The organism is Pseudoalteromonas sp. SCSIO 43101 (genome assembly GCF_023650775.1).
Lineage (GTDB): Bacteria > Pseudomonadota > Gammaproteobacteria > Enterobacterales > Alteromonadaceae > Pseudoalteromonas > Pseudoalteromonas apostichopi.
In genome coordinates this window covers 3,672,956-3,697,963 of the sequence record NZ_CP072673.1, presented here as the reverse complement: position 1 = coordinate 3,697,963, position 25,008 = coordinate 3,672,956, and the positions used below count along the sequence as shown (strand labels likewise).

The window sequence follows — 25,008 nt, the reverse complement described above, 5'->3', positions numbered from 1 at the left end:
GTCGTGAACTTAACAGCCACTCTTATCGGTGAATTAATTGCATTTACGGTTTTCGTACTTTTCTGTATGAAATACGTATGGCCACCACTAAATGGTGCAATTGAAGCTCGCCAGAAGAAAATCGAAGATGGTTTAGCTGCCTCTGATAGAGCCGAAAAAGACTTAGAACTTGCGCAAAAGAAAGCTGCTGAGCAGCTTAAAGAGGCAAAAGCTCAAGCGGCTGATATCATTGAACAAGCTAAAAAGCGTGCCACGCTAATCGTTGACGAAGAAACTGTTCGTGGTCAACAAGAGCGTGAAAAAATTATTGCTCAAGGGCACTCTGAAATCGAAGCAGAGCGTAACCGTGTAACAGAAGAACTACGTAAACAAGTAGCGACGCTGGCCGTGGTTGGTGCTGAGAAGATTTTAGAGCGCGAAATCAATCAAGCCGCACACAGTGACATCGTTGAAAAACTTGTCGCTGAGCTGTAATTAGGAGGGTATGAGCATGTCTGAATTGGCTACTATCGCTCGCCCATACGCTAAAGCGGCTTTTGAACTTGCCGTTGAAAAAGGCACTGTTGAAAGTTGGAACGACATGCTGTTCTTTGCTGGCCATGTTGCCAGCAATGAGCAAGCCGCTGCCGCGCTAGCTGGATTGCCTACTGCTACTGAAAAAGCAGATCTGTTTATCAAGATCTGTGCAGAGCAGCTCAACGAACAAGGTCAGAACCTAATCAAGGTGATGGCTGAAAATGGACGTTTAGTTGCACTGCCTGCTGTTGCAGAGTTATTCGCTGAATTTAAAGCGGACTACGACAAAGAAATCGACGTTGATGTGGTTTCTGCAACACCGCTAGCTGCTGAGCAGCAAGCATCATTGGTAGCGGCACTTGAAAAACGTTTCGCACGCAAAGTTAAGCTGAATTGTAGTGAAGATACTACAGTTGTTGGCGGTCTTATCATTAAGGCGGGTGACACTGTAATTGACGGCTCAGTACGTGGCAAATTAGCCCGCTTAGCTACATCACTACAATCGTAATTGGGAAAAAGAGCATGCAACTTAATTCCACTGAAATTTCAGATCTGATCAAACAACGTATTGAGCAGTTCGAAGTTGTAAGTGAAGCTCGTAACGAAGGTACTATCGTATCTGTTACTGACGGTATCATCCGCATCCACGGTCTTGCTGACTGTATGCAAGGTGAGATGATCGAGCTTCCTGGCAACCGTTATGCTATCGCACTAAACCTTGAGCGTGACTCAGTAGGTGCTGTAGTAATGGGTCCTTACGCTGACCTTAAAGAAGGCGTAAAAGTTAAATCAACTGGTCGTATCCTAGAAGTTCCTGTTGGTCGTGGTCTACTTGGTCGTGTTGTAAACACACTAGGTGCACCTATCGACGGTAAAGGCGCTTTAGATAACGACGGTTTTGAACCTGTTGAGAAAATCGCACCAGGCGTTATCGAACGTCAATCAGTAGATGAGCCAGTACAAACTGGTTATAAATCTATCGATGCGATGATCCCAGTAGGTCGTGGTCAACGTGAGCTTGTTATCGGTGACCGCCAAACTGGTAAAACTGCATTAGCAATCGATGCAATCATCAACCAAAAAGGTACAGGCGTTAAGTGTGTGTACGTTGCAGTTGGTCAAAAAGCATCTACAATCGCTAACGTAGTACGTAAATTAGAAGAGCACGGTGCACTTGAAAACACTATCGTTGTTGTTGCATCTGCTTCTGAATCTGCGGCACTTCAGTACCTAGCACCATTCTCTGGTTGTACTATGGGTGAATACTTCCGTGACCGTGGTGAAGACGCGCTAATCGTATATGATGATTTATCTAAGCAAGCTGTTGCTTACCGTCAAATCTCATTACTACTTAAGCGTCCACCAGGTCGTGAAGCATACCCAGGTGACGTATTCTACCTTCACTCACGTCTTCTAGAGCGTGCATCACGTGTAAACGCTGATTACGTTGAGAAGTTCACTAATGGTGAAGTGAAAGGTAAAACAGGTTCACTGACGGCATTGCCAATCATTGAAACTCAAGGCGGCGACGTTTCTGCGTTCGTACCGACAAACGTTATCTCTATCACCGATGGTCAGATCTTCTTAGAAACTGACTTATTTAACTCAGGTATCCGTCCCGCTGTTAACGCTGGTATCTCGGTATCTCGTGTTGGTGGTGCAGCGCAAACTAAAATCGTTAAGAAACTAGGTGGTGGTATCCGTCTAGCGTTAGCTCAGTACCGTGAATTAGCTGCGTTCTCGCAGTTCGCGTCTGACCTTGACGATGCAACACGTGCTCAATTAGAGCATGGTGAGCGCGTAACAGAGCTAATGAAGCAGAAACAGTACGCACCAATGTCTGTTGCTGAAATGTCTCTGTCGCTATTTGCTGCTGAAAAGGGCTACCTAAAAGACATCGAAATCGCGAAAATCATGGATTTCGAAGCTGGCCTAATTTCTTATGCAAACAGCACATACGCAGAGCTAATGGCTCAAATCAATGAAACTGGTAACTACAACGCTGAGATTGAAGCTCAACTTAAAGAACTTCTAGAGAAGTTCAAGTCGACGCAAACTTGGTAATTTAGTTATGAATGGTGAGCTTTAGGTAACTAAAGCCCACCTGATTCGGAGAGAGAGTCATGGCCAGCGGAAAAGAGATTAAAAGCAAGATCGGGAGTATCAAGAATACTCAGAAGATCACCAGCGCGATGGAAATGGTTGCTGCGTCTAAAATGAAAAAAGCGCAGGAACGTGTGGCGTCAAGCCGTCCATACGCTGAAAACTTACGCCAAGTGATTGGTCGTGTTGCTCAAGCAAATCTTGATTTTACTCACCCTTTCTTAGAAGAGCGTGAAGTAAAACGAGTTGGTTATATTGTTATCTCTACTGACCGTGGTCTATGTGGTGGCTTGAACTCAAACGAGTTCAAAAAAGTTGCCCTAGACGTGAAAGCGTGGAAAGAAAAAGGCGTTGAAGCTGAGTTTACTACTTTAGGTAGCAAAGCAGCTGGCTTTTTCCAACGTTTTGGCGGTAAGTTAGTCGCTAAAAAAGCGAACTTAGGAGATACACCTTCATTACAAGACGTTATTGGTCCTGTAAAGACAATGCTAGATGCATACTCTGAAGGTAAAATTGACCGCTTATACGTAGTATTTAACAAGTTCGTTAATACTATGAAGCAAGAGCCAACAATCGATCAGTTACTCCCTTTGCCAAAAGCTGAAGAAGAAGTATCTCAACATTCTTGGGATTACTTATATGAGCCAAACCCAGATGCGATTTTAGAAGCTCTGTTAGTACGCTTTATTGAGTCTCAAGTATACCAAGGTGTAGTTGAGAACGCTGCCTCTGAACAGGCTGCCCGTATGGTTGCAATGAAAGCTGCAACAGATAACGCAGGCGACCTTATGGATGAGTTACAGCTTGTTTATAACAAGGCTCGTCAAGCTGCAATCACACAAGAAATTAGTGAGATTGTTGGCGGCTCGGCAGCAGTTTAACGCTTCGGCAAAGTTTAATGAGAGGAATAGACATGAGTTTAGGTAAGGTCGTCCAAATTATCGGCGCCGTTGTGGATATCGAATTTCCACAAGACAACGTGCCAGCCGTATATGACGCACTAAAAGTAACAGATGGCGACTTAGCTGGTTTAACTTTAGAAGTTCAACAACAGCTAGGTGGCGGTGTGGTACGTGGTATCGCACTTGGTACTACTGACGGTTTACGTCGTGGTACTGCAGTAGAAGGTACAGGTCAGCCAATCCACGTTCCTGTAGGTACGAAGACACTAGGTCGTATCATGGACGTATTAGGTAACCCTATTGATGAAGCTGGTCCAATTGGTGAAGAAGAGCGTATGTCTATTCACCGTGCAGCACCTTCTTATGAAGAACAATCAAGTTCAGTAGAACTTTTAGAGACTGGTATCAAGGTAATCGACCTTGTATGTCCATTCGCTAAAGGTGGTAAAGTTGGTCTATTCGGTGGTGCCGGTGTTGGTAAAACCGTAAACATGATGGAACTTATCCGTAACATCGCAATCGAGCACAGCGGTTACTCAGTATTCGCAGGTGTTGGTGAGCGTACTCGTGAGGGTAATGACTTCTACCATGAGATGAACGACTCAAACGTACTAGATAAAGTATCTCTAGTATACGGTCAAATGAATGAGCCACCGGGTAACCGTTTACGCGTAGCGTTAACTGGTCTTACTATGGCAGAGAAGTTCCGTGACGAAGGTCGTGACGTACTTTTCTTCGTTGATAACATCTACCGTTATACTCTAGCGGGTACAGAGGTATCAGCACTTCTAGGTCGTATGCCTTCAGCAGTAGGTTACCAACCAACTCTTGCTGAAGAAATGGGTGTACTTCAAGAGCGTATCGCATCTACTAAGACGGGTTCAATCACTTCAATCCAAGCGGTATACGTACCTGCGGATGACTTAACTGACCCATCTCCAGCAACAACGTTTGCTCACTTAGATGCAACAGTAGTACTTTCTCGTGATATCGCTTCACTTGGTATCTACCCTGCGGTAGACCCACTTGATTCATCTTCACGTCAACTTGACCCATTAGTAATCGGTCAAGAGCACTACGATACAGCGCGTGGCGTTCAAACAGTTCTTCAACGTTATAAAGAACTTAAAGACATCATCGCAATCCTAGGTATGGACGAGCTTTCTGACGAAGATAAGCAAGTTGTATCTCGTGCACGTAAAATCCAGCGCTTCCTATCTCAGCCGTTCTTCGTTGCTGAGGTATTCACAGGCGCGCCTGGTAAATACGTGTCACTTAAAGACACAATTGCTGGCTTCAAAGGTATCTTAAACGGTGAGTTTGATGATATGCCAGAGCAAGCGTTCTACATGGTTGGCTCTATTGAAGAAGCTCAAGAAAAAGCCAAAAGCATGTAATTAGGAGGGTAGTATGGCGGCTATGACTGTACATCTTGACGTAGTAAGCGCAGAAGAGAGCTTGTTCTCTGGTCTGGTTGAATCGATTCAAGTGAGTGGTAGTGAAGGTGACCTTGGTGTTAACTATGGTCACGCTCCATTATTAACTGCCCTAAAACCTGGTATGGTACGTTTGGTTAAGCAATTTGGTCACGAAGACGTGATGTATATTGCTGGCGGTACGCTAGAAGTTCAACCGGATCGCATCACGATTCTTGCAGATACTGCAGTACGTGGTGAAGACCTAGACGAGCAAGCGGCTGAAAAAGCTAAACGTGATGCTGAAGAGCAAATGGCGAATACGTCAACTGCTGAGTTAGATTATCAACAAGCTGCAGTGCAACTTGCTGAAGCAATCGCTCAACTTCGCGTAATTCAACAATTACGTAAAAAGTAAGCCTACTCGGTTTTCAAAAAGCCCACTTAATGTGGGCTTTTTTGTGCCCGAAATTCACGGCTTTCTACCCTACTTAATATTTATACTTATATCCTTCATCAAAGCTCGCTACAATAGTGTAAATTAATAGTGAATAGCTGTTTCATCCAAGGTTCAGTCCAACTCATTAGGATTGCGTATTTACACATGATGTGACTTACACAACTTTGTATGTTTCCCAGAACTCACAAAATATTGCACACCTAAAACAAAGAAAGAAGGATATTGTTTTAATGTCTCTGACTACCGTTATTCTTGCTGCGGGTAAAGGCACTCGTATGCGCTCTGCTCTACCAAAGGTTTTACACAAAGTTGCTGGTAAACCTATGGTGCAGCACGTTATTGATAATGCCACTGCCCTTGGCGCTCGTGAAACGAACCTTGTTTACGGTCATGGCCGTGAACAGCTGCAAGATGCCCTATCGCACAATCAAGTAAACTGGGTATTACAAGAAGAGCAACTAGGTACGGGTCATGCCGTGGCAGTTGCTAAAGAACACATTGCTGATGACGACACTGTATTAATTCTCTATGGTGATGTGCCACTGACAAAACGCGCTACCTTAGAGAAGTTACTCGCGGCGACACCAGAAAAAGGCTTAGCTGTATTAACCGTTACCTTAGATGACCCATCAGGTTATGGTCGTATGATCCGTGAAAATGGCAAGCTAGTGGGTATTATCGAACAAAAAGATGCCTCTGCTGAGCAACTTGCAATTAAAGAAATTAATACCGGTATTATGGCTGCCAATGGTGAGCTACTTAAACGTTGGTTAGGTAACCTATCGAACAACAACGCTCAAGGTGAATACTATTTAACAGATATCGTTGCTATGGCACATAGCGAAGGTGTTGAAATTACTTCTGCACAGCCCGAGCACCCGATGGAAGTCGAAGGCGCAAATAATCGCGTTCAACTTGCAGCTCTTGAACGTGCATACCAAGCATGGCAAGCCGAAGAGCTAATGCTTAATGGCGCTACACTTGCTGATCCTGCGCGTATTGATGTGCGTGGTGAAGTTACTACCGGCGAAGATGTACTAATCGACGTTAATGTTATTTTCGAAGGTAAAGTAACACTAGGTAATAACGTGCAAATTGGCCCTAACTGCGTACTTAAAGATTGTACTGTTGGTGATAACGTTGTAATTAAAGCTAACTCACTTGTTGAAGAAGCGAGTGTTGCTGCTAAATGTACTTTAGGCCCTTATGCTCGCCTTCGCCCTGGTGCGATTATGGAAGAAGACTCGCATATCGGTAACTTTGTTGAGATGAAAAAGACTCGCTTAGGCAAAGGCTCAAAGGCAAATCACCTTACCTACTTAGGTGACACTGAAGTTGGTGAAAAAGTGAATATCGGCGCAGGTACTATTACTTGTAACTATGATGGCGTAAACAAATCAAAAACTATTATCGGTGATAACGCCTTTATCGGTTCAAACTCATCACTAGTCGCACCGGTGAATATTGGCTCAATGGCAACGATTGGCGCAGGTTCTGTTATTACTAATACTGTTGAAGACGAGCAGCTTGCAGTAGCTCGTGGCAAACAACGTAATCTAACTGGCTGGAAGCGTCCAACCAAAAAGTAGTGAGCTACCCTACTAATTTATAAATAAAAGCGAGTTTATACTCGCTTTTTTTGTGGCTAAATTTTGTTCTCATAAAAGTGCCATATAGTTGTAATGCCTGCGTGTTGTAATTGCCTCAATACAATACCAAGGAAAAATAATAATGTTAAAAAGATCAATTATTGCGCTATCACTTTTAACTATTCTTACAGGTTGCTCGTTAGACGGTGACGACGGCAAAGATGGCCTACAAGGTGAACAAGGTCCTGCAGGTCAAAATGGTACTAACGGAATTGATGGGGAAAATGGCTCCGATGGTACTAACGGAGCTGACGGAGCAAATGGTACAGATGCAAACGCGGCTTTAAGTATAAACCTTATCGGTCGTGCAGTGCTTAACGCAGAAAGTCCGGAAGGTGCAGCAGAGATTGTCGCTTATCAAGCTTCTAAACAACGCATTTTTGCGATCAATAGTTCCGGTGATTCGGCAGTTGTGAATATCATGAAAGCCGATAGCTTTGACCGTGCAGCTTTAGTTAAAGATAACGAAGGGGTTATAAATGGCACTAATTTAACCTCAGAGATTACCCTTGCACTTAATAAGCACAGTGCGGGTGATGCAAACAGTATCGCTATTGATGCTAATAATGAACTTCTTGCAGTTGCAATGGCCGCAGATATTACCGGTGATGAAGGTTTAATCGCATTTTATGATATCAGTGGCGATGAGCCTCTGTTTATTAAGAATGTAACGGTAGGCGCCCTACCCGACATGGTTACTTTTAGCCATGATGGCAATAAGGTACTGGTTGCAAATGAAGGTGAGCCTAATGGTGATTACAGTATTGACCCTGAAGGCTCAATTAGCACTATTAATATCAATGATGGTGTAATTGCAGATACTGCTATTAGCATTACTTTTTCAGCTTATAACGACAAACAAGCAGAGCTTGAAGAGCGAGGGATTGTATTTGCTAACCCGACAGGTCGAACAATCAACGGTAATTTGATTAATACAACCGTGGCTATGGATTTAGAACCTGAATACATCAGCGTTTCGAAAGATAATAAATTTGCCTACGTGTCACTACAAGAAAATAACGCCCTTGCTATCGTCAATCTTGAAGATAATAGCCTAGAGCTTAAAGGCTTAGGTTTTAAAGATTGGTCTAATTTGCTTTTTGATGCATCTGATAAAGACGGTGGGGTTAACTTTAAATCATACCCTGGCCTCTATGGCATGTATCAACCAGATACTATTTCAAGCTTTACCTGGAAAGGTGCTAACTTTATTGTCACAGCGAACGAAGGTGATGCACGAGAATACTTCTTTGATACAAACGACGAAGCTGATTGTATAGCTAAAGGTGGTCTTGATTATGATAAAGATGACGGTTGTTTATCATATATAGATGAGACAAGAGCTAAAGACTTAACACTAGCAAGCAATTTTGACTACCTGAACAATGACAACAGTGATATTGGCCGTTTAAAAGTGACCACTGTTAAAGGTGATGAAGATAATAATGGCGAATACGAATCACTCTATGCATATGGTGCCCGCTCCTTTACCATCTGGGATAATAACGGCATGGTAGTTTTTGACTCTGGCGATCAAATTTCACGCATTACTGCATCAGTTCACGGAGCAGCATTCAATAATAACGAAGATGAAAATGACGGTGATAGTCGCTCTGATGACAAAGGTGCAGAACCAGAAGCATTAGCACTCGGTACTATTGGCGAGCGTACATTTGCATTTATTGGTTTAGAGCGTATGGGTGGCATTATGGTGTTTGATATTACTAATCCATACAATGTGACATTCCAAGATTACTTTTTTAATCGTGGTCTAGAAGCTGATGCAGATATTACGGGTGATCTTGCCCCTGAAGGTATGGCATTTATACCAGCAGAACAAAGTGCAACGAATGAAGCATTGCTAGTTGTTGGTAATGAAATTTCGGGTTCAATCGCTGTTTGGGAAATTTCTACTAACTAATCCGCCTTATAAAAATAAAAAGCGACATAGCTAATTTAAAGCATGTCGCTTTTTCTATGCCATTTTACCTTCACAAAAATGACTGCTTTTTGAGCTAAAACCCCTTTGTAGCCCTTTGTTTGTATGGTTATTGTACTAATTTGAAAATAATCAAAAAAACCTGCAAAAAGTGCTTGCGTTAATTCTTCGCATCCCTATAATGCGCATCCACTGACACGGCGGGCAGCAACGAAAGACGCTGAACAACGTAGCAGAGAGTTAAGTAAAACTTCGGTTTAAAACGGTCTAAAAAGAAAGTTTGAAATTAAGTGTTGACTCGAAAAATTAAGGATGTATTATACGCATCCCTAGCGACAACGTCGCAACGTTCTTTAACAATATAAAGCAATCATCTGTGTGGGCACTCGTACAGATTGAGTTCTAACAGCAGATTCTAGTTCGCTAGATGACGCAAACAAATTTAGAGTCTCAATTGAACTGAGTGACCAACGGAAACAAGTTTACTTGTTTCAGCACAGTCAATTCGATTCGAAAGAATCAAAATTCAGAATTCATTGAGCATGTCCTTCGGGACAGAAAAAACTTTTAATTGAAGAGTTTGATCATGGCTCAGATTGAACGCTGGCGGCAGGCCTAACACATGCAAGTCGAGCGGAAACGAAGAGGTGCTTGCACCTCTGGCGTCGAGCGGCGGACGGGTGAGTAATGCTTGGGAATATACCTTATGGTGGGGGACAACAGTTGGAAACGACTGCTAATACCGCATGATGTCTACGGACCAAAGTGGGGGACCTTCGGGCCTCACGCCATAAGATTAGCCCAAGTGGGATTAGCTAGTTGGTGAGGTAATGGCTCACCAAGGCAACGATCCCTAGCTGGTTTGAGAGGATGATCAGCCACACTGGGACTGAGACACGGCCCAGACTCCTACGGGAGGCAGCAGTGGGGAATATTGCACAATGGGCGCAAGCCTGATGCAGCCATACCGCGTGTGTGAAGAAGGCCTTCGGGTTGTAAAGCACTTTCAGTAAGGAGGAAAGGTTAAGTGTTAATAGCACTTAGCTGTGACGTTACTTACAGAAGAAGCACCGGCTAACTCCGTGCCAGCAGCCGCGGTAATACGGAGGGTGCGAGCGTTAATCGGAATTACTGGGCGTAAAGCGTACGCAGGCGGTTTGTTAAGCGAGATGTGAAAGCCCCGGGCTCAACCTGGGAACTGCATTTCGAACTGGCAAACTAGAGTGTGATAGAGGGTGGTAGAATTTCAGGTGTAGCGGTGAAATGCGTAGAGATCTGAAGGAATACCGATGGCGAAGGCAGCCACCTGGGTCAACACTGACGCTCATGTACGAAAGCGTGGGGAGCAAACAGGATTAGATACCCTGGTAGTCCACGCCGTAAACGATGTCTACTAGAAGCTCGGGTCTTCGGACTTGTTTTTCAAAGCTAACGCATTAAGTAGACCGCCTGGGGAGTACGGCCGCAAGGTTAAAACTCAAATGAATTGACGGGGGCCCGCACAAGCGGTGGAGCATGTGGTTTAATTCGATGCAACGCGAAGAACCTTACCTACACTTGACATACAGAGAACTTACCAGAGATGGTTTGGTGCCTTCGGGAACTCTGATACAGGTGCTGCATGGCTGTCGTCAGCTCGTGTTGTGAGATGTTGGGTTAAGTCCCGCAACGAGCGCAACCCCTATCCTTAGTTGCCAGCGATTCGGTCGGGAACTCTAAGGAGACTGCCGGTGATAAACCGGAGGAAGGTGGGGACGACGTCAAGTCATCATGGCCCTTACGTGTAGGGCTACACACGTGCTACAATGGCGCATACAGAGTGCTGCGAACCTGCGAGGGTAAGCGAATCACTTAAAGTGCGTCGTAGTCCGGATTGGAGTCTGCAACTCGACTCCATGAAGTCGGAATCGCTAGTAATCGCATATCAGAATGATGCGGTGAATACGTTCCCGGGCCTTGTACACACCGCCCGTCACACCATGGGAGTGGGTTGCTCCAGAAGTGGATAGTCTAACCTTCGGGAGGACGTTCACCACGGAGTGATTCATGACTGGGGTGAAGTCGTAACAAGGTAGCCCTAGGGGAACCTGGGGCTGGATCACCTCCTTATACGATTTAGAACTTATTTGTTCGTAGTGTCCACACAGATGATTGTTAGTTAGCTAAACCAGTTGGTTTAACTAATTAATATGCTCTTTAAAAATTTGGAAAGCTGATATTAAAATTCTTATAGATACTTGTATCTATAAAGAGTTTTCAAAAGTAAAAAATATGCCATTAATCGAAAGATTAATTGGTATCTACTTTAGTATTCTCATCATTATTTGATGAATTAACTTCTGGCGAAGTTAACAGCTGTCACTAACAAAGACCCGTTTGGGTTGTATGGTTAAGTGACTAAGCGTACACGGTGGATGCCTTGGCAGTTGGAGGCGATGAAGGACGTATTAACTTGCGATAAGCCTAGTCAAGCTAGTAAAAAGCGCTTGAGACTAGGATTTCCGAATGGGGAAACCCACCTGCTTGCAGGTATCGTTAACTGAATACATAGGTTAACGAGGCGAACGCGGAGAACTGAAACATCTAAGTACCCGTAGGAACAGAAATCAACCGAGATTCCGGAAGTAGCGGCGAGCGAAACCGGACCAGCCCTTAAGCTTATTATGTGTTAGTGAAACATTCTGGAAAGTTTGACGATACAGGGTGATAGTCCCGTACACGAAAATGCATCTTAAGTGAAATCGAGTAGGTCGGAGCACGTGAAACTTTGACTGAATATAGGTGGACCATCATCTAAGGCTAAATACTCCCAACTGACCGATAGTGAACCAGTACCGTGAGGGAAAGGCGAAAAGAACCCCTGTGAGGGGAGTGAAATAGAACCTGAAACCGTGTACGTACAAGCAGTAGGAGCCCTTCGAGGGTGACTGCGTACCTTTTGTATAATGGGTCAGCGACTTATATTTTGTAGCGAGGTTAACCGATTAGGGTAGCCGTAGTGAAAGCGAGCGTTAACTGCGCGTTTAGTTGCAAGGTATAGACCCGAAACCCGGTGATCTAGCCATGGGCAGGTTGAAGGTTGAGTAACATCAACTGGAGGACCGAACCCACTAACGTTGAAAAGTTAGGGGATGACCTGTGGCTAGGAGTGAAAGGCTAATCAAACCGGGAGATAGCTGGTTCTCCCCGAAATCTATTTAGGTAGAGCCTCGGACGAATACTTACGGGGGTAGAGCACTGTTAAGGCTAGGGGGTCATCCCGACTTACCAACCCTTTGCAAACTCCGAATACCGTAAAGTACTATCCGGGAGACACACGGCGGGTGCTAACGTCCGTCGTGAAGAGGGAAACAACCCAGACCGCCAGCTAAGGTCCCAAAGTCATAGTTAAGTGGGAAACGATGTGGAAAGGCCCAGACAGCCAGGAGGTTGGCTTAGAAGCAGCCATCCTTTAAAGAAAGCGTAATAGCTCACTGGTCGAGTCGGTCTGCGCGGAAGATGTAACGGGGCTAAACTATGCACCGAAGCTGCGGATTCAAACTTTGTTTGAGTGGTAGGGGAGCGTTCTGTAAGCCGTTGAAGGTGTACCGGGAGGTATGCTGGAGGTATCAGAAGTGCGAATGCTGACATGAGTAACGATAATGCGGGTGAAAAACCCGCACGCCGGAAGACCAAGGGTTCCTATCCCATGTTAATCAGGGTAGGGTAAGTCGACCCCTAAGGCGAGGCCGAAAGGCGTAGTCGATGGGAAACGGGTTAATATTCCCGTACTTGGTATAATTGCGATGGGGGGACGGAGCAGGCTAAACAAGCATGGCGTTGGTTGTCCATGTGAAAGTGAGTAGGTTGAGAGTTTAGGAAAATCCGGACTCTTAAGACTGAGACACGAGACGAGCACCTAAGGGTGTGAAGTTGTTGATGCCATACTTCCAGGAAAAGCCTCTAAGCTTCAGATTATACCGAATCGTACCCCAAACCGACACAGGTGGTCAGGTAGAGAATACTAAGGCGCTTGAGAGAACTCGGGTGAAGGAACTAGGCAAAATCGTACCGTAACTTCGGGAGAAGGTACGCTCCTATCTGTGATGAGACTTGCTCTCTAAGCGGACGGGAGCCGCAGTGACCAGGTGGCTGGGACTGTTTATTAAAAACACAGCACTGTGCAAAATCGCAAGATGACGTATACGGTGTGACACCTGCCCGGTGCCGGAAGGTTAATTGATGGGGTTAGTTTTCGGACGAAGCTCTTGATCGAAGCCCCGGTAAACGGCGGCCGTAACTATAACGGTCCTAAGGTAGCGAAATTCCTTGTCGGGTAAGTTCCGACCTGCACGAATGGTGTAACCATGGCCACGCTGTCTCCACCCGAGACTCAGTGAAATTGAAATCGCAGTGAAGATGCTGTGTACCCGCGGCTAGACGGAAAGACCCCGTGAACCTTTACTACAGCTTGGCACTGAACATTGAACCTACATGTGTAGGATAGGTGGGAGGCTTTGAAGCAGAGACGCTAGTCTTTGTGGAGCCGTCCTTGAAATACCACCCTTGTAGTTTTGATGTTCTAACGTTGGTCCCTAATCGGGATTACGGACAGTGCCTGGTGGGTAGTTTGACTGGGGCGGTCTCCTCCCAAAGAGTAACGGAGGAGCACGAAGGTTGGCTAAGTACGGTCGGACATCGTACGGTTAGTGTAATGGTAGAAGCCAGCTTAACTGCGAGACAGACACGTCGAGCAGGTACGAAAGTAGGTCATAGTGATCCGGTGGTTCTGAATGGAAGGGCCATCGCTCAACGGATAAAAGGTACTCCGGGGATAACAGGCTGATACCGCCCAAGAGTTCATATCGACGGCGGTGTTTGGCACCTCGATGTCGGCTCATCACATCCTGGGGCTGAAGTCGGTCCCAAGGGTATGGCTGTTCGCCATTTAAAGTGGTACGCGAGCTGGGTTTAGAACGTCGTGAGACAGTTCGGTCCCTATCTGCCGTGGGCGTTTGAGAATTGAGAGGGGTTGCTCCTAGTACGAGAGGACCGGAGTGAACGAACCGCTGGTGTTCGGGTTGTCATGCCAATGGCACTGCCCGGTAGCTACGTTCGGAACTGATAAGCGCTGAAAGCATCTAAGCGCGAAGCAGGCCTCGAGATGAGTTCTCACTAGACTTTTAAAGTCTCTGAAGGGCCGTTGAAGACTACAACGTTGATAGGCAGGATGTGGAAGTGGTGCGAGCCATTAAGCTAACCTGTACTAATTACCCGTGAGGCTTAACCATACAACGCCAAACGCGTTTTGTGACAGCGTAACAGACAGAAGTTAAGAAACTAAAGTAGACATTTACTTGATATCAGAATTCCGAATTTTAGTTGATTGCTAAGGCGATTAACGACCCAAATTTGCTTGGTGACAATAGCGTTTTGGACCCACCTGATCCCATGCCGAACTCAGTAGTGAAACGAAACAGCGCCGATGATAGTGTGGCATTTGCCATGTGAAAGTAGGACATTGCCAGGCTCCAAATTAAAGAAAGCCCGATTCGAAAGAGTCGGGCTTTTTTGCGTTTGGGAGCTGTCAGCTTTCAGCCGTCAGACGTCAGACGTCAACTGAAATGTGGGGGTGTTTTTTGCAGAGACTCCCTCAGCAACAAACCCCTGTAGGAGGCACGTCAGTGCCGTATCTAGGCCATAACCAATATATTCATGGTAAGCCATTCCTACAACTACACTTTGCCTAGAGCCTAGAGCCTAGAGCCTAGAGCCTAGAGCCTAGAGCCTCCGGCAGAGGGAGACGCAGTATCAAACACCTTCACCGCGCGGCTGAAAGCTGATAGCTCGGTGTCACTCACACTGCTGTATTTCTCTCACATCGCCGCGGCCATCGCTTAGGTAGCATTGTTCTAGCAACGAGCAGTAGCAGATCTCGGTTTTAATGCTATTACGCTGCTTGTTTACTTTGTCCCATTGAGTTTCATTAAATCCCGTTCGCTTGAAACGAAAAAGTTTAAGTTCGCTGCCAGATGCCAGCAACCGGTTATCACTGGCACTCGTCATAATCCAGCCAAATGCTTCGAAAATATTTATGTCGGGAGAATCTTCTTGCAGAGTTTGTAGCTGTGTTTCATATGCTTGTGTATCAAAACAGCATGCAGAAATTACTTTATAGATATCTAAATATGATTGGTCGTTATAGTGATACTTCACGTACTTTACTATCGCAGGTCCTGATCCTGAATTAGTGAGTTCAAAGGTGATTTCAGGTAGGTTTTTTTCTTCATCAAAATTCCCCGTTATCACTTCAAGCCAAGGCCATGTGGCGGCTTTTACTTGTCGTTCTGCAGCGTTGGCTTGCAAGTAAGTGGCATAAAAGGAGGCTGCGGAGATAATAATGGCACAGAGTGCGAGAAATAGGTTTAGTCGCTCGTTGGTAAACCATGCCTTATGCTGGTTGCTAGCAGGTTGAGTTTTTTGCTGGGTGGTCTTTGTTTGCTCTTCAACGTTAGAGTCTTGCTCTGTTTTCACTGTTGAACAGCTTACGTCCTGTTGCTGATTATCCATAATTATTGATTGTTGTTTTTATAGACTAATAAAGATACAACTTTAATTGGATAGATAAAAGAGACAGGGAGTAAAACTCCCTGATTTGGTATTAACTATTTGAGATAAACACCGTGAGCTTTTCACCTACTCTTAAATTATCTCTTGAAAGGTTATTCCATTGTTTGAGTTTAGTGATGCTGACTTTGTATTGCTTTGCAATCTTCCAAAGGCTGTCGCCAGATTTCACCTTATACTCGATTTGCTGATCCGCTAATTGCGGTAATATCAGCTTTTGACCAATACGAATGGTGTTTGTTTTTAGGTTATTGAAGGTTTTCAGTTGGCTAACTGTTACTTTATAGTTCTTTGCAATCACACTTAAACTATCACCGCGTTTAACTGTGTAATGTTGCCACTGGCTATAATCATTGCTCTTTTGATTAGCTAATAGAGTTTGATAACTTGCTTGCTGATCTTTGGGGACCACAATATGTGGCGCATCAATCACCGCTGGGTATCGGATAACACCATGGTTTAGCTCTTCAAGCTCTTGCCACTTCGCTTTATCTGCTAAGATCACTGCACCAGTCACTGGTAAGGTTGCAATAGCTTGCTCATTCTTAATCGCAGGGAATACCATTCTTTGGTGTTTTAATAATTGTGCTGCGGCCAGTAACTTAGGTACGTACTGTTTGGTTTGTGATGGTAGTTTTAAACTAAAGAAGTCCGTCGACTTACCTTGTTTTTTATTACGAGCAATTGCCTGTAATACTCGCCCTTCACCAATATTGTAGGCAGCAATAGCGTGATACCAATCGCCATCAAAGCGTTTATAAAGGTATTCCATAAAATCCAAAGCTGCACGGGTGCTGTCGACCACATCTTGGCGACCATCATACCAAGGGGTAATTTTTACTTTGAAGTATTTGGCGATTGAGGGGGTGAGTTGCCATAAACCCGATGCATGTTTGTGTGAATAGGCACTGGCATCAAAATCGCTCTCTATAAGCGGCATTAGAGCGAGTTCTATTGGTAAGTCACGGTTTTCTACTTCTGTGACGATATGATACAAATACGGCGCTGCACGGCGGCTTATTTCTTCCATGTAATTTGGATGAGTAAGGTACCAAGCAATGCGCTTTTGTACATCTGGGTGACTTGAATCGCTAAACTGCAGTTGAATGCGAATACGTTGCCATACGTCATCAAGCTCACTTGGTTTGAGCGGTGTCACCGCGTCTACTTGTTTTGTTTTAGCTTCTGCAACCACAGTACCAGGATTGGCTTTGATGGTGGGCTTCTTTTCGGGAAGAGACTCAGGGGCAGTCTGACAGCCTGTTACAATGAGAGAAACAACAACAAGGCCTAAAAATCGATTTAAAAACACGTATTAAAATACTCCGTTAACTTAGGTGCGGGTAAACTAAAGCGCCTAAGCTTAACATAGGGTGAGCTAAAAATGACCATTAGATTAACAGCTCGCTAACTTACTCACCCAATTGAAATTAAAACGAAATACTAACTTGTAACCCAGCATAACCATGGTTTTGTGCTTCCCAATAGCGGCTGTCTATTTCTCTGGCTCTGGCATAGACCTCTATTCTAAATGGTTTTGAGTCCACGCCCATACCCACACCAACATAGCCATCAATATTATTGTGATCGTCATCATAGCGGTCGCTGTAGTCGTGGTCATCGCGGTCGTCGTATACAGCAAGTTCAATTAAATCTAAGCCCACTTCGCCATAGACAAAAAAGTCGCTGAAATAACCAAATTTGATGCCGCTATCTAAGGTTAGAAATGTCTCCCGATCACCTTTTTTAGTAAATACTTCTGCTGAGCCTAGTGCCGTTGTAAATGCTGCGCCGAAATTGCTGTAGTTATTTTTAGCCATAAATTCGATGCCGGCTGAGGTGATTGAATCAGTACTATTATGCTCTGACTTAACAAACAGGTTCATATTAGGGCTGTCATAAATACCAGCAAAGCTTTTTGTAGGAATAAAGGCAAGTGATGAGAGCAGTGCTAAGGCGAGGTACTTCATATTGGTTAATCCATTAAACGTTAATGGGTACATGATACCAAACAGCGCCTTAGCAAATTGTAAGTAAGTGTTCTAACTATGTAAGCTAACCGAACACGCAACGAAAGCAGGCTCCTTGCTGGCGTTTGATATATACCAGATCGCCGCCATGATTGAGCATGATCTGGCGCGATAAACTTAAGCCTATTCCTGAACCTTGTTGCTTGGTAGTAAAAAATGGCACGAAAATCATCTCAATCACATGATCGCTGATACCTGTACCATTGTCGCTGACCTCTAAATACAGTTGCTGATTAGCATTTTGTGCAATATTTACCTCTATGCATTTAGTTGTCTCTGGATTATTTAATTGTTTAAGTACATCAAGGGCATTTTTAAGCAGGTTTATTATCACTTGCTCAACTTGGCCTCTATCTATCATTACTAACTGTTGGCTTTGCACCGATAAATTCAAAGTAATATTAAGTTGCTTAGCTTGTTGTGAGTGCAGAGCGACAACTTGCTTGGCAAGATCTGCCAGAATATGTGGCTGTAAGTGTGGGGCGGGTAAGCTACTAACCTTTTTAAATTGCGCTATAAACTCGCCTAAATGCTCGGTTCGTGATGCGAGTGTTGTTAGGGCGAGTTGCAAGTCTTGTTTATCTTCCTGATCATCAAAACTAAGCTCATTTGGCAGCAGTGCCGTACAAGTTTGTGCTAACGAAGAGAGTGGCGTAATCGAATTAGCAATTTCATGAGTCAGTACTTTGGTGAGGCGCTTATAAGCTTGTTGCTCTTTTAATTGCAGCTGATCATGAATAGATTGCAAACTGATCACTTTACGAACTTTACCTTGGATTTCGGCAATACTGATCTGCACAGATAACGTATCGTGCTGCTCACCATTTTGCCATGGCACGGTATTACGGCTATTTTGTTTAGCGTCTTGGACTAGGTTGGCTATTACACCTAAATCATCGATGTGCTTTACAGCTTGCCCAAGCAAACGACTAACCGCCGGATTGCTTTCAATAATAGTGCCTTGTTCGTCACATACTAATACTGCTAAATCGATATGAATTAATAGCGCTTGTAAGAACTGGGCTTGTTGCTCTGCATTAAAACGCGCAGCCTGAATTTGTTGTTTAACCTGCTCAAATTTTTGCTGCATAGGGTGTTGGTCACCAAAGCCTAATGTGCTGTCTCCATTTGCTAAAGCGCGAAAAACCATATCTGCACGCCTTGTTTGGCGTTTAAATAAATTAAAAATTTGCGCGGCACATACCAAATTTAAAATAACTAAAAGTGCCGAAATTGCAGAAAACCCGCTTTGCTGTACTTGCCAAAACAAAGCAATTGAGAAACCAATTAGTGCAGCTAATAGGCCAGCTAAGCTAATGAAATTTCGCATAGATTAAAGTCCATATTTTTCTAAACGACGATACATGGCTCCGCGTGTCAGGCCGAGTGCTTTAGCTGCGTGACTAACGTTGCCTTGAAAATGCTTTAAAGCTGCACGAACGGTTCTCTGTTCGATGATTTCAAGATTAAAAGTGTCGTAGTCAGCAGCGTTTGTAGAGAGTTCATTTGTGCTTACACTGGTACTTGGTGAGCTTATCACTGAGCTTATATCGAGCTCTGAACCTTCTGAGAGGATGACTGCACGCTCAATTGCATGGGCAAGTTCACGGACATTGCCTGGCCAATGATACTGACTTAAACGTGTCATATCAGATGCCGTAATTGATAACTCTCGTTTGTATTTATGTGCAAAGTGTTGCAAGTAGTAGTTACACAGTAATGGAATGTCTTCACTGCGCTCACGCAGAGCTGGCAAATGGATCTCTACCGTATTAACACGGTACAGTAAGTCTTGCCTAAACTTGCCTTCAGTCACTGCTTGTTCGAGGTTTTCATTCGTTGCACAGATCAAACGAATATCAATATCGAGGACTTTTGAGCCACCAACCGGTGTTATTTGCCTGTTTTGTAGTGCCGCAAGTAGTTTAACTTGTTGGTTAAGCGGTAAATTACCTAGCTCGTCTAAAAATAAACTACCACCATGGGCCAGCTCAAATCGGCCAATGCGATCTTCTTTCGCGCCAGTAAACGCCCCTTTTTTATGGCCAAATAGTTCGCTTTCAAACAGGCTTTCGGCTAGTGAGCCCATGTCTAGGCTTATGAAGGGTTGGCTTTGGCGCTGGCTTGCATTGTGGATTGCATGTGCGGTGAGTTCTTTACCTGTGCCACTTTCGCCACTAATCAATATGTTGGCATCTGTGTTGGCTGCTTTGTCGATAACCGAAAAAACCTGCTGCATGGCATCACTTTGGCCTAAAAACTCAAATGGTTGATTGCCGATTGACTGCTGCAAGGCCTGCTTTTGTTTTGTGAGCTTACCAACTTGCTGTTTGTCTTTAGCGTGTGAAAATGCCGCTGCAACAGCACCAAGTAATTGCTCATTTTGCCAAGGTTTGGCAATAAAGTCAGAGGCACCAGCTTTAATTGCTTCGACAGCTAGCTGAATATCGCTGTAGGCCGTCATAAGCAGTACCGCAATGTTAGCGTCTTGGCTCATGATTTTTTTTAGCCAGTAGAATCCTTCTTTGCCACTAATTGAGTCTTGCGTGAAGTTCATATCGAGTAACACAACATCAATAGCCTGATCCGCCTCATGCTGTGCGTTAATAATACCTTCAATATCAAAGGGGTTATCTGTGGTTTTTACAACCTGATAATGCTGCTTTAAAAGTAATCGTGCGGCGATAAGTACGTCGGGGTTATCATCGACGATAAGAATTGATCCTGCTTGTTTCATAGCTATTTATTATTATTCCTTTATGGGAACACTAAGACTAATTGAAAATAGTAAGAGTGTCCATTTATGGACGATATATGGGTTTTGAAGTGTTCTATAAGCGGACACTTGATTATATATATCTTTATTGGTTTTTATGTAAGTTGTTGTAATTTAATAAAAAAAAAGTTGGCACAAGAGTTGTTTTATCTATAGGTAATTAGCACCTAGATAACTTAAAGGCGTCAACATGGATAAGAAAATTACACGCTCAAATAACAAAGCATTTTTTAAGAAATCAGTAATTGCAGCTGCGTGCTTAGCTGTTGCGGCTGCAGCTTATGGTTTCACGCAAACTGAGCAAACAGGTCGAAGCCAGCAAGTAAGCGCGACAAGCTTAACGATTAGCACAGTACAACAAGGTGAATTTGTTGATGCTTTAAGTCTTCGTGGTCAGGTTATGCCTCGCACTACCATTTATCTCGACACCATTGCCGGAGGCCAAGTTGAAGAGCGACTTGTTGAGCAGGGGGAGTTTGTTAAAAAAGGTCAACCACTTGTGCGTTTAAGCAATACTAACTTGCAGCTTGATGTAATGAGCCGTGAAGCACAGGTGACTGAGCAGCTTAACTTTTTACGTAACACGCAAATGAATATGGAAACCAGCCGTTTAAACTTACGTCGTGATTTGCTTGAAATCGATCTTAAAATCACACATTTATCGCGTCGCTTAAAACAAACTCAGCCGCTAGTGAAAACGGGTGTGTTAGCGCAAGAGCAATTATCTGAAATTCAAGAAGACTTAGCGTATTACAAAGCTCGTAAAGAACTAACCCTTGAGCGTCAAAAGCAAGAAAACAGCATTCGTGAAGTTCAAGTAGCTCAGTTAAAAGATAGCGCCGACATGCTAGAGAAAAACCTACAGTTTGCGCGAAAGAACCTTGAAAACCTACTCGTAACAGCACCAGCAGACGGTTATTTAAGTGAGCTTGATGTTGAAATTGGTGAATCAAAAGGCCGTGGTGCTCGCCTAGGGCAGATTGATATTCCTAATGAATACAAACTAGTTGTGCGACTAGATGAGTTTTACCTAAGCCAAGTTCAAGCAGGTATGCAAGTGCTTATTGAACATGAACAAGGCGAAATTGCGGCAACAGTTAGCAAAATTGATAGCCGTGTTCAGCAATCACAGTTTCAGGTTGAAGTCGATTTACCAAACTGCACGAGCAACATAAAACGCGGACAAAGTCTTGATGTGCAGTTGATGCTAGGTGATAGCAAAGGCACTGCTTTATTACTTGAACGCGGCGCATTTTTTACCAGCTCAGGAGGTAACTGGGTTTATGTCATGGATAAAGATGGCAATCGTGCAGTACGAAAAGACATTCGTCTTGGCAAAAAGAATCAAAACTATTATGAAGTGTTAAGTGGCCTAAGCGCCGGAGATCGCGTGATCACCTCTAGCTACAGCAACTTTGATAAAGCCCAACAACTACAATTTTAAGGATAAAAACAATGATTAAATTAACTAACTTATCACGCGTATTCCGTACTCAAGATGTTGAAACAACAGCGCTTAACAATATTAACTTACATGTAAACGAAGGCGAGTTTCTTGCCATTATGGGGCCATCTGGCTGTGGTAAATCAACATTACTCTCTATTTTAGGTATGTTGGATTCGCCATCGGCAGGCAGTTTTGAATTTTTAGGCGAAGACATCGCAGGGTTTGGTGAAAAACAATTAGCGGCACTTAGAAAAGCGTCGATTGGTTTTGTTTTTCAAAGCTTTAACTTGATTGATGAATTAACAGTATTTGAAAACGTTGAGCTGCCACTACAATATCAAAACATCTCAAAAAGTGAACGTAAACAGCGAGTAGACGCAATCTTAAAACGTGTTGCAATCGACCATAGAGCAGATCACTTACCGCAGCAGTTATCGGGTGGTCAGCAGCAACGTGTAGCGGTAGCCCGAGCTCTTGTGATTAATCCAAAACTCATCTTAGCGGATGAGCCAACGGGTAACCTTGATTCAAAAAATGGTGATGAAGTCATGGCGATGCTGCGTGAGCTAAATCGCGAAGGTACCACGGTAATTGTGGTTACTCACTCAGAAAAAGAAGGCAATTATGCTGACCGTTTAGTGCGCTTACTTGATGGCCAAGTGATGGTAGATAAAGCTAACCGTGTTCAACAAACAGCAGAGGTGGCATAACATGATTTTAAGTTATTTGATCACCGCGCTGCGCGCGTTCAAAAACCAAAAACAGCACTTTATTTTAAATGTTCTGGGTTTGAGTGTGGGCTTAGCTGCGGCAATTCTAGTTGCTTTGTTTGCAAAAAATGAGCTTTCGTACGATAGCCAACAGCCTCATGCTGAGCGTGTTTATCGAGTTGGCCAGGACTTCTCAAAACTTGGTTTAGCTGTGGTGCCTATTTTTAATTTTGTGCAGTCAAAGCAGGCCGAAGATTACAGCCAAGTTGAAGAAGTGTTCGGATTAACTATGGTCGAGCTGACCCGTGAAGCTATGGTTGATGTGAGTTATCGAAACCAAGGCTATAAGTTAAATGCTTTGTATGGCGCGACTCCTAATATTGAAAACTTTATTGCTCTAGAAACGCTTGCAGGTGACTTAACAACAGCAATGAGTACACCAGATAGCCTAGCGCTTAGTGAATCAGAAGCACTGCGCATTTTTGGTCGCACCGATGTGATTGGTGAAACACTAACACATGAACAAGGACAGTACACAGTGCGTGCCGTGTTTGCAGACTTAACAGATAACACTCACTTTGCTTTTAAAAACCTTGTTTATGTTAAGCATGATCCAAGCAAAATAGACATCAACAGTAGTTATGTTTATATGCGTGTAGCTGAGGGCACCGATACCGATGCATTAGCTAAAACCTTAACAGAGCGCTTTTTTAGCGGTTCGATGCTGGAACAAGTTAGTTTAGAGCTGCATCCATTACTTGATTTGCACTTAACGGCTAAATCACCATTTGAGATGAAAGCGGGTGGCGCTAAACAAGTGGTCATGATCTGTGTTGGTTTAAGTGTGTTACTTATTTTTATTGCAGGTTTTAACTTCATTAATATGACCGTCGCTCAATCGACTAAACGTGCAAAAGAAGTGGGTGTGCGTAAAGCGCTTGGCGCAAGTAAAGGCCAGTTAGTAACGCAGTTTTTATCTGAATCTGTGTTGGTATCAATGCTTTCAATGGTGATTGCATGTGCTTTAGTGGAGCTATTTTTACCAAGCTTTAATCAGCTAGTAGACCGCGAATTGGGCGTGAATTATGCCTCTGAATTTGGCATTGCAATTATTGTGGTCGCAATTGCAGTGGGCATATTAGCTGGGCTTTATCCTGCATTCTTTATTTCGTCATTCAGTGCAAAACGCGTTTTAAGTGGTGACTTACAGCGTGGTAATACTGCAATATGGGTTCGTAAGAGCTTACTAACCTTGCAGGCTTCACTAGCAATAGGTTTAATCATTGCCTCTATTACCTTGTTAAAGCAATTAACTTACTTACAAAGTTTACCTTTAGGCTATGAAACAACACAAAGATTGGTTATTTCGGAGCTACCTGTAGGCGAAGTATTCACAAAAGAAAAAAATGCCTTAGTTAACCGTATTAGTGCGATTCAAGGCGTACAGCAAACAACAGTGATTGATACTCGTTTAACTGTTTCAATCAATAATACACTTATGCCAACGTGGCCAAATGGTGAAGCGTCTGGCAGCTTAACGCCTGTTGTTGGCGCAAGCTACGATGTTGTAAAAACACTAGGATTAAAACTGGTTGCTGGTCGTGACTTTAGTCGTGAATTTGCTGGTGATTGGGCAAGCCGTGAAAATGGGGTAACAAGTACGGGTACCATTGTGACTGAATCTGTCGCAAGGCAAGCAGGTTACACTAACATGAGTGACATTATCGGTAAGGTAATTAAAGACTCAGGTCGCGGCGTAGATATGCGTGTTGTGGGTGTGGTTGAAGATGTAAAAGTAGGTAATGCTAAAGATGCCAACTCAAATATTATGTTCTTATGTGGCTTTAACTTCTTATCACCAGTATCAGAGTTAATCTTAACCATTGATCAGCAAAACTTGCCTTATATTAAAGCTGAGATCGCTGAAGTATTAGCAAGCACAGCCAATATCTATGAGCCGAAAATTAATTTACTCGCAGACAACTACAAAACGTTGTTAAAAGGTGATGAGCGAATTTCGAATGTAGTTTTAATCTTTACCGCTCTTGCTGTGTTCTTAACTTGCTTAGGTACCTTTGGTTTGGCTTCGTTTGCAACAGTGCGTCGTCAAAAAGAAGTGGCAGTTCGAAAAGTGCTAGGTGCATCTCGCATCAGTATCGTAAATATCATTGCTAAAGAGTTCTTAGTGCTGGTGGGCGTGAGTATTGCTATTGCTTACCCGGTTACTTACTTCTTAGTAGGAGATTGGTTAGCAAACTTTAACGACCGCATTGAACAAGCCGTGTGGGTGTATGGCGCTGCGGCTGTGGTCGTTGCGGTTATCACATGGGCAACGGTGGCAAGCCTAGCATTTAAAGCGGCCAGCACCCGTCCATCATTAATCCTTCGTTATGAGTAAATTGAGTTTTTAGTCAAGACTATGCTCTATCGGCGTAGCTGATGGGGCATTTTTAGG

General features: G+C 43.8%; 16 protein-coding genes and 3 rRNA genes. 14 read left to right on the top strand and 5 right to left on the bottom strand.

Going from position 1 to position 25,008, the window contains the following annotated elements:
* Positions 1–3: 3 nt before the first annotated feature.
* The 11 genes from atpF (at position 4) to rrf (ending at position 14,493) form a co-directional block, all read left to right on the top strand.
* Positions 4–474 (top strand): F0F1 ATP synthase subunit B, encoded by a 471-nt coding sequence (gene atpF, locus J8Z25_RS17060; RefSeq protein ID WP_054554807.1) that lies wholly within the window; start codon positions 4–6, stop codon positions 472–474.
* 16 nt (positions 475–490) lie between these two features.
* Positions 491–1,024, top strand: a complete 534-nt coding sequence (atpH, locus tag J8Z25_RS17055) for a F0F1 ATP synthase subunit delta (protein ID WP_167659027.1) — start codon at positions 491–493, stop codon at positions 1,022–1,024.
* A gap of 14 nt (positions 1,025–1,038) precedes the next feature.
* Complete coding sequence (gene atpA, locus J8Z25_RS17050) at positions 1,039–2,580, top strand: F0F1 ATP synthase subunit alpha (protein ID WP_054554809.1); 1,542 nt, start codon at positions 1,039–1,041, stop codon at positions 2,578–2,580.
* A 59-nt stretch (positions 2,581–2,639) separates the two neighbouring features.
* Positions 2,640–3,500, top strand: coding sequence for a F0F1 ATP synthase subunit gamma (gene atpG / locus J8Z25_RS17045; RefSeq protein WP_062568484.1), 861 nt, complete (start codon positions 2,640–2,642; stop codon positions 3,498–3,500).
* A gap of 32 nt (positions 3,501–3,532) precedes the next feature.
* Positions 3,533–4,918 carry a F0F1 ATP synthase subunit beta gene (gene atpD, locus J8Z25_RS17040; RefSeq protein ID WP_054554811.1) on the top strand — a complete coding sequence of 462 codons (1,386 nt, stop codon included), beginning with the start codon at positions 3,533–3,535 and terminating at the stop codon, positions 4,916–4,918.
* Between the two features lie 13 nt (positions 4,919–4,931).
* On the top strand, positions 4,932–5,354 hold the full coding sequence (locus J8Z25_RS17035; RefSeq protein WP_054554812.1) for a F0F1 ATP synthase subunit epsilon: 423 nt from the start codon (positions 4,932–4,934) through the stop codon (positions 5,352–5,354).
* Positions 5,355–5,626: 272 nt separating this feature from the next.
* On the top strand, positions 5,627–6,985 hold the full coding sequence (gene glmU, locus J8Z25_RS17030; protein WP_130050138.1) for a bifunctional UDP-N-acetylglucosamine diphosphorylase/glucosamine-1-phosphate N-acetyltransferase GlmU: 1,359 nt from the start codon (positions 5,627–5,629) through the stop codon (positions 6,983–6,985).
* A gap of 142 nt (positions 6,986–7,127) precedes the next feature.
* Positions 7,128–8,966 (top strand): choice-of-anchor I family protein, encoded by a 1,839-nt coding sequence (locus tag J8Z25_RS17025; protein WP_250661484.1) that lies wholly within the window; start codon positions 7,128–7,130, stop codon positions 8,964–8,966.
* 586 nt (positions 8,967–9,552) lie between these two features.
* A 16S ribosomal RNA gene (locus tag J8Z25_RS17020) occupies positions 9,553–11,093 on the top strand.
* Between the two features lie 278 nt (positions 11,094–11,371).
* Positions 11,372–14,254, top strand: a 23S ribosomal RNA gene (locus J8Z25_RS17015).
* Between the two features lie 124 nt (positions 14,255–14,378).
* Positions 14,379–14,493: ribosomal RNA gene (gene rrf / locus J8Z25_RS17010) — 5S ribosomal RNA — on the top strand.
* Together the 16S, 23S and 5S rRNA genes form the textbook arrangement of a ribosomal RNA operon.
* A gap of 323 nt (positions 14,494–14,816) precedes the next feature.
* Here rrf and J8Z25_RS17005 read toward each other — a convergent pair.
* From J8Z25_RS17005 to J8Z25_RS16985, 5 genes are all read right to left on the bottom strand, one after another.
* A complete protein-coding gene (locus J8Z25_RS17005; protein WP_178926431.1) occupies positions 14,817–15,533 on the bottom strand; it encodes a hypothetical protein in 717 nt (238 codons plus the stop codon).
* 91 nt (positions 15,534–15,624) lie between these two features.
* Positions 15,625–16,902 (bottom strand): LysM peptidoglycan-binding domain-containing protein, encoded by a 1,278-nt coding sequence (locus J8Z25_RS17000; RefSeq protein WP_250661483.1) that lies wholly within the window; start codon positions 16,900–16,902, stop codon positions 15,625–15,627.
* 118 nt (positions 16,903–17,020) lie between these two features.
* Complete coding sequence (locus J8Z25_RS16995; RefSeq protein WP_178926430.1) at positions 17,021–17,560, bottom strand: hypothetical protein; 540 nt, start codon at positions 17,558–17,560, stop codon at positions 17,021–17,023.
* Positions 17,561–17,645: 85 nt separating this feature from the next.
* On the bottom strand, positions 17,646–18,950 hold the full coding sequence (locus J8Z25_RS16990; RefSeq protein ID WP_250661482.1) for a sensor histidine kinase: 1,305 nt from the start codon (positions 18,948–18,950) through the stop codon (positions 17,646–17,648).
* A gap of 3 nt (positions 18,951–18,953) precedes the next feature.
* The gene (locus tag J8Z25_RS16985) at positions 18,954–20,357 is read right to left on the bottom strand and encodes a sigma-54-dependent transcriptional regulator (RefSeq protein WP_250661481.1); all 1,404 of its coding nucleotides are present in this window, start codon (positions 20,355–20,357) and stop codon (positions 18,954–18,956) included.
* Between the two features lie 229 nt (positions 20,358–20,586).
* Between J8Z25_RS16985 and J8Z25_RS16980 the strand changes: the two genes are divergently transcribed.
* Genes J8Z25_RS16980 through J8Z25_RS16970 form a run of 3 tightly spaced genes read left to right on the top strand, consistent with a single transcriptional unit; the run spans position 20,587 to position 24,951 of the window.
* Positions 20,587–21,840, top strand: coding sequence for an efflux RND transporter periplasmic adaptor subunit (locus J8Z25_RS16980; RefSeq protein ID WP_250661480.1), 1,254 nt, complete (start codon positions 20,587–20,589; stop codon positions 21,838–21,840).
* 11 nt (positions 21,841–21,851) lie between these two features.
* Positions 21,852–22,553 carry an ABC transporter ATP-binding protein gene (locus J8Z25_RS16975; RefSeq protein WP_062566384.1) on the top strand — a complete coding sequence of 234 codons (702 nt, stop codon included), beginning with the start codon at positions 21,852–21,854 and terminating at the stop codon, positions 22,551–22,553.
* A 1-nt stretch (position 22,554) separates the two neighbouring features.
* A complete protein-coding gene (locus J8Z25_RS16970; protein ID WP_250661479.1) occupies positions 22,555–24,951 on the top strand; it encodes an ABC transporter permease in 2,397 nt (798 codons plus the stop codon).
* Positions 24,952–25,008: the final 57 nt, after the last annotated feature.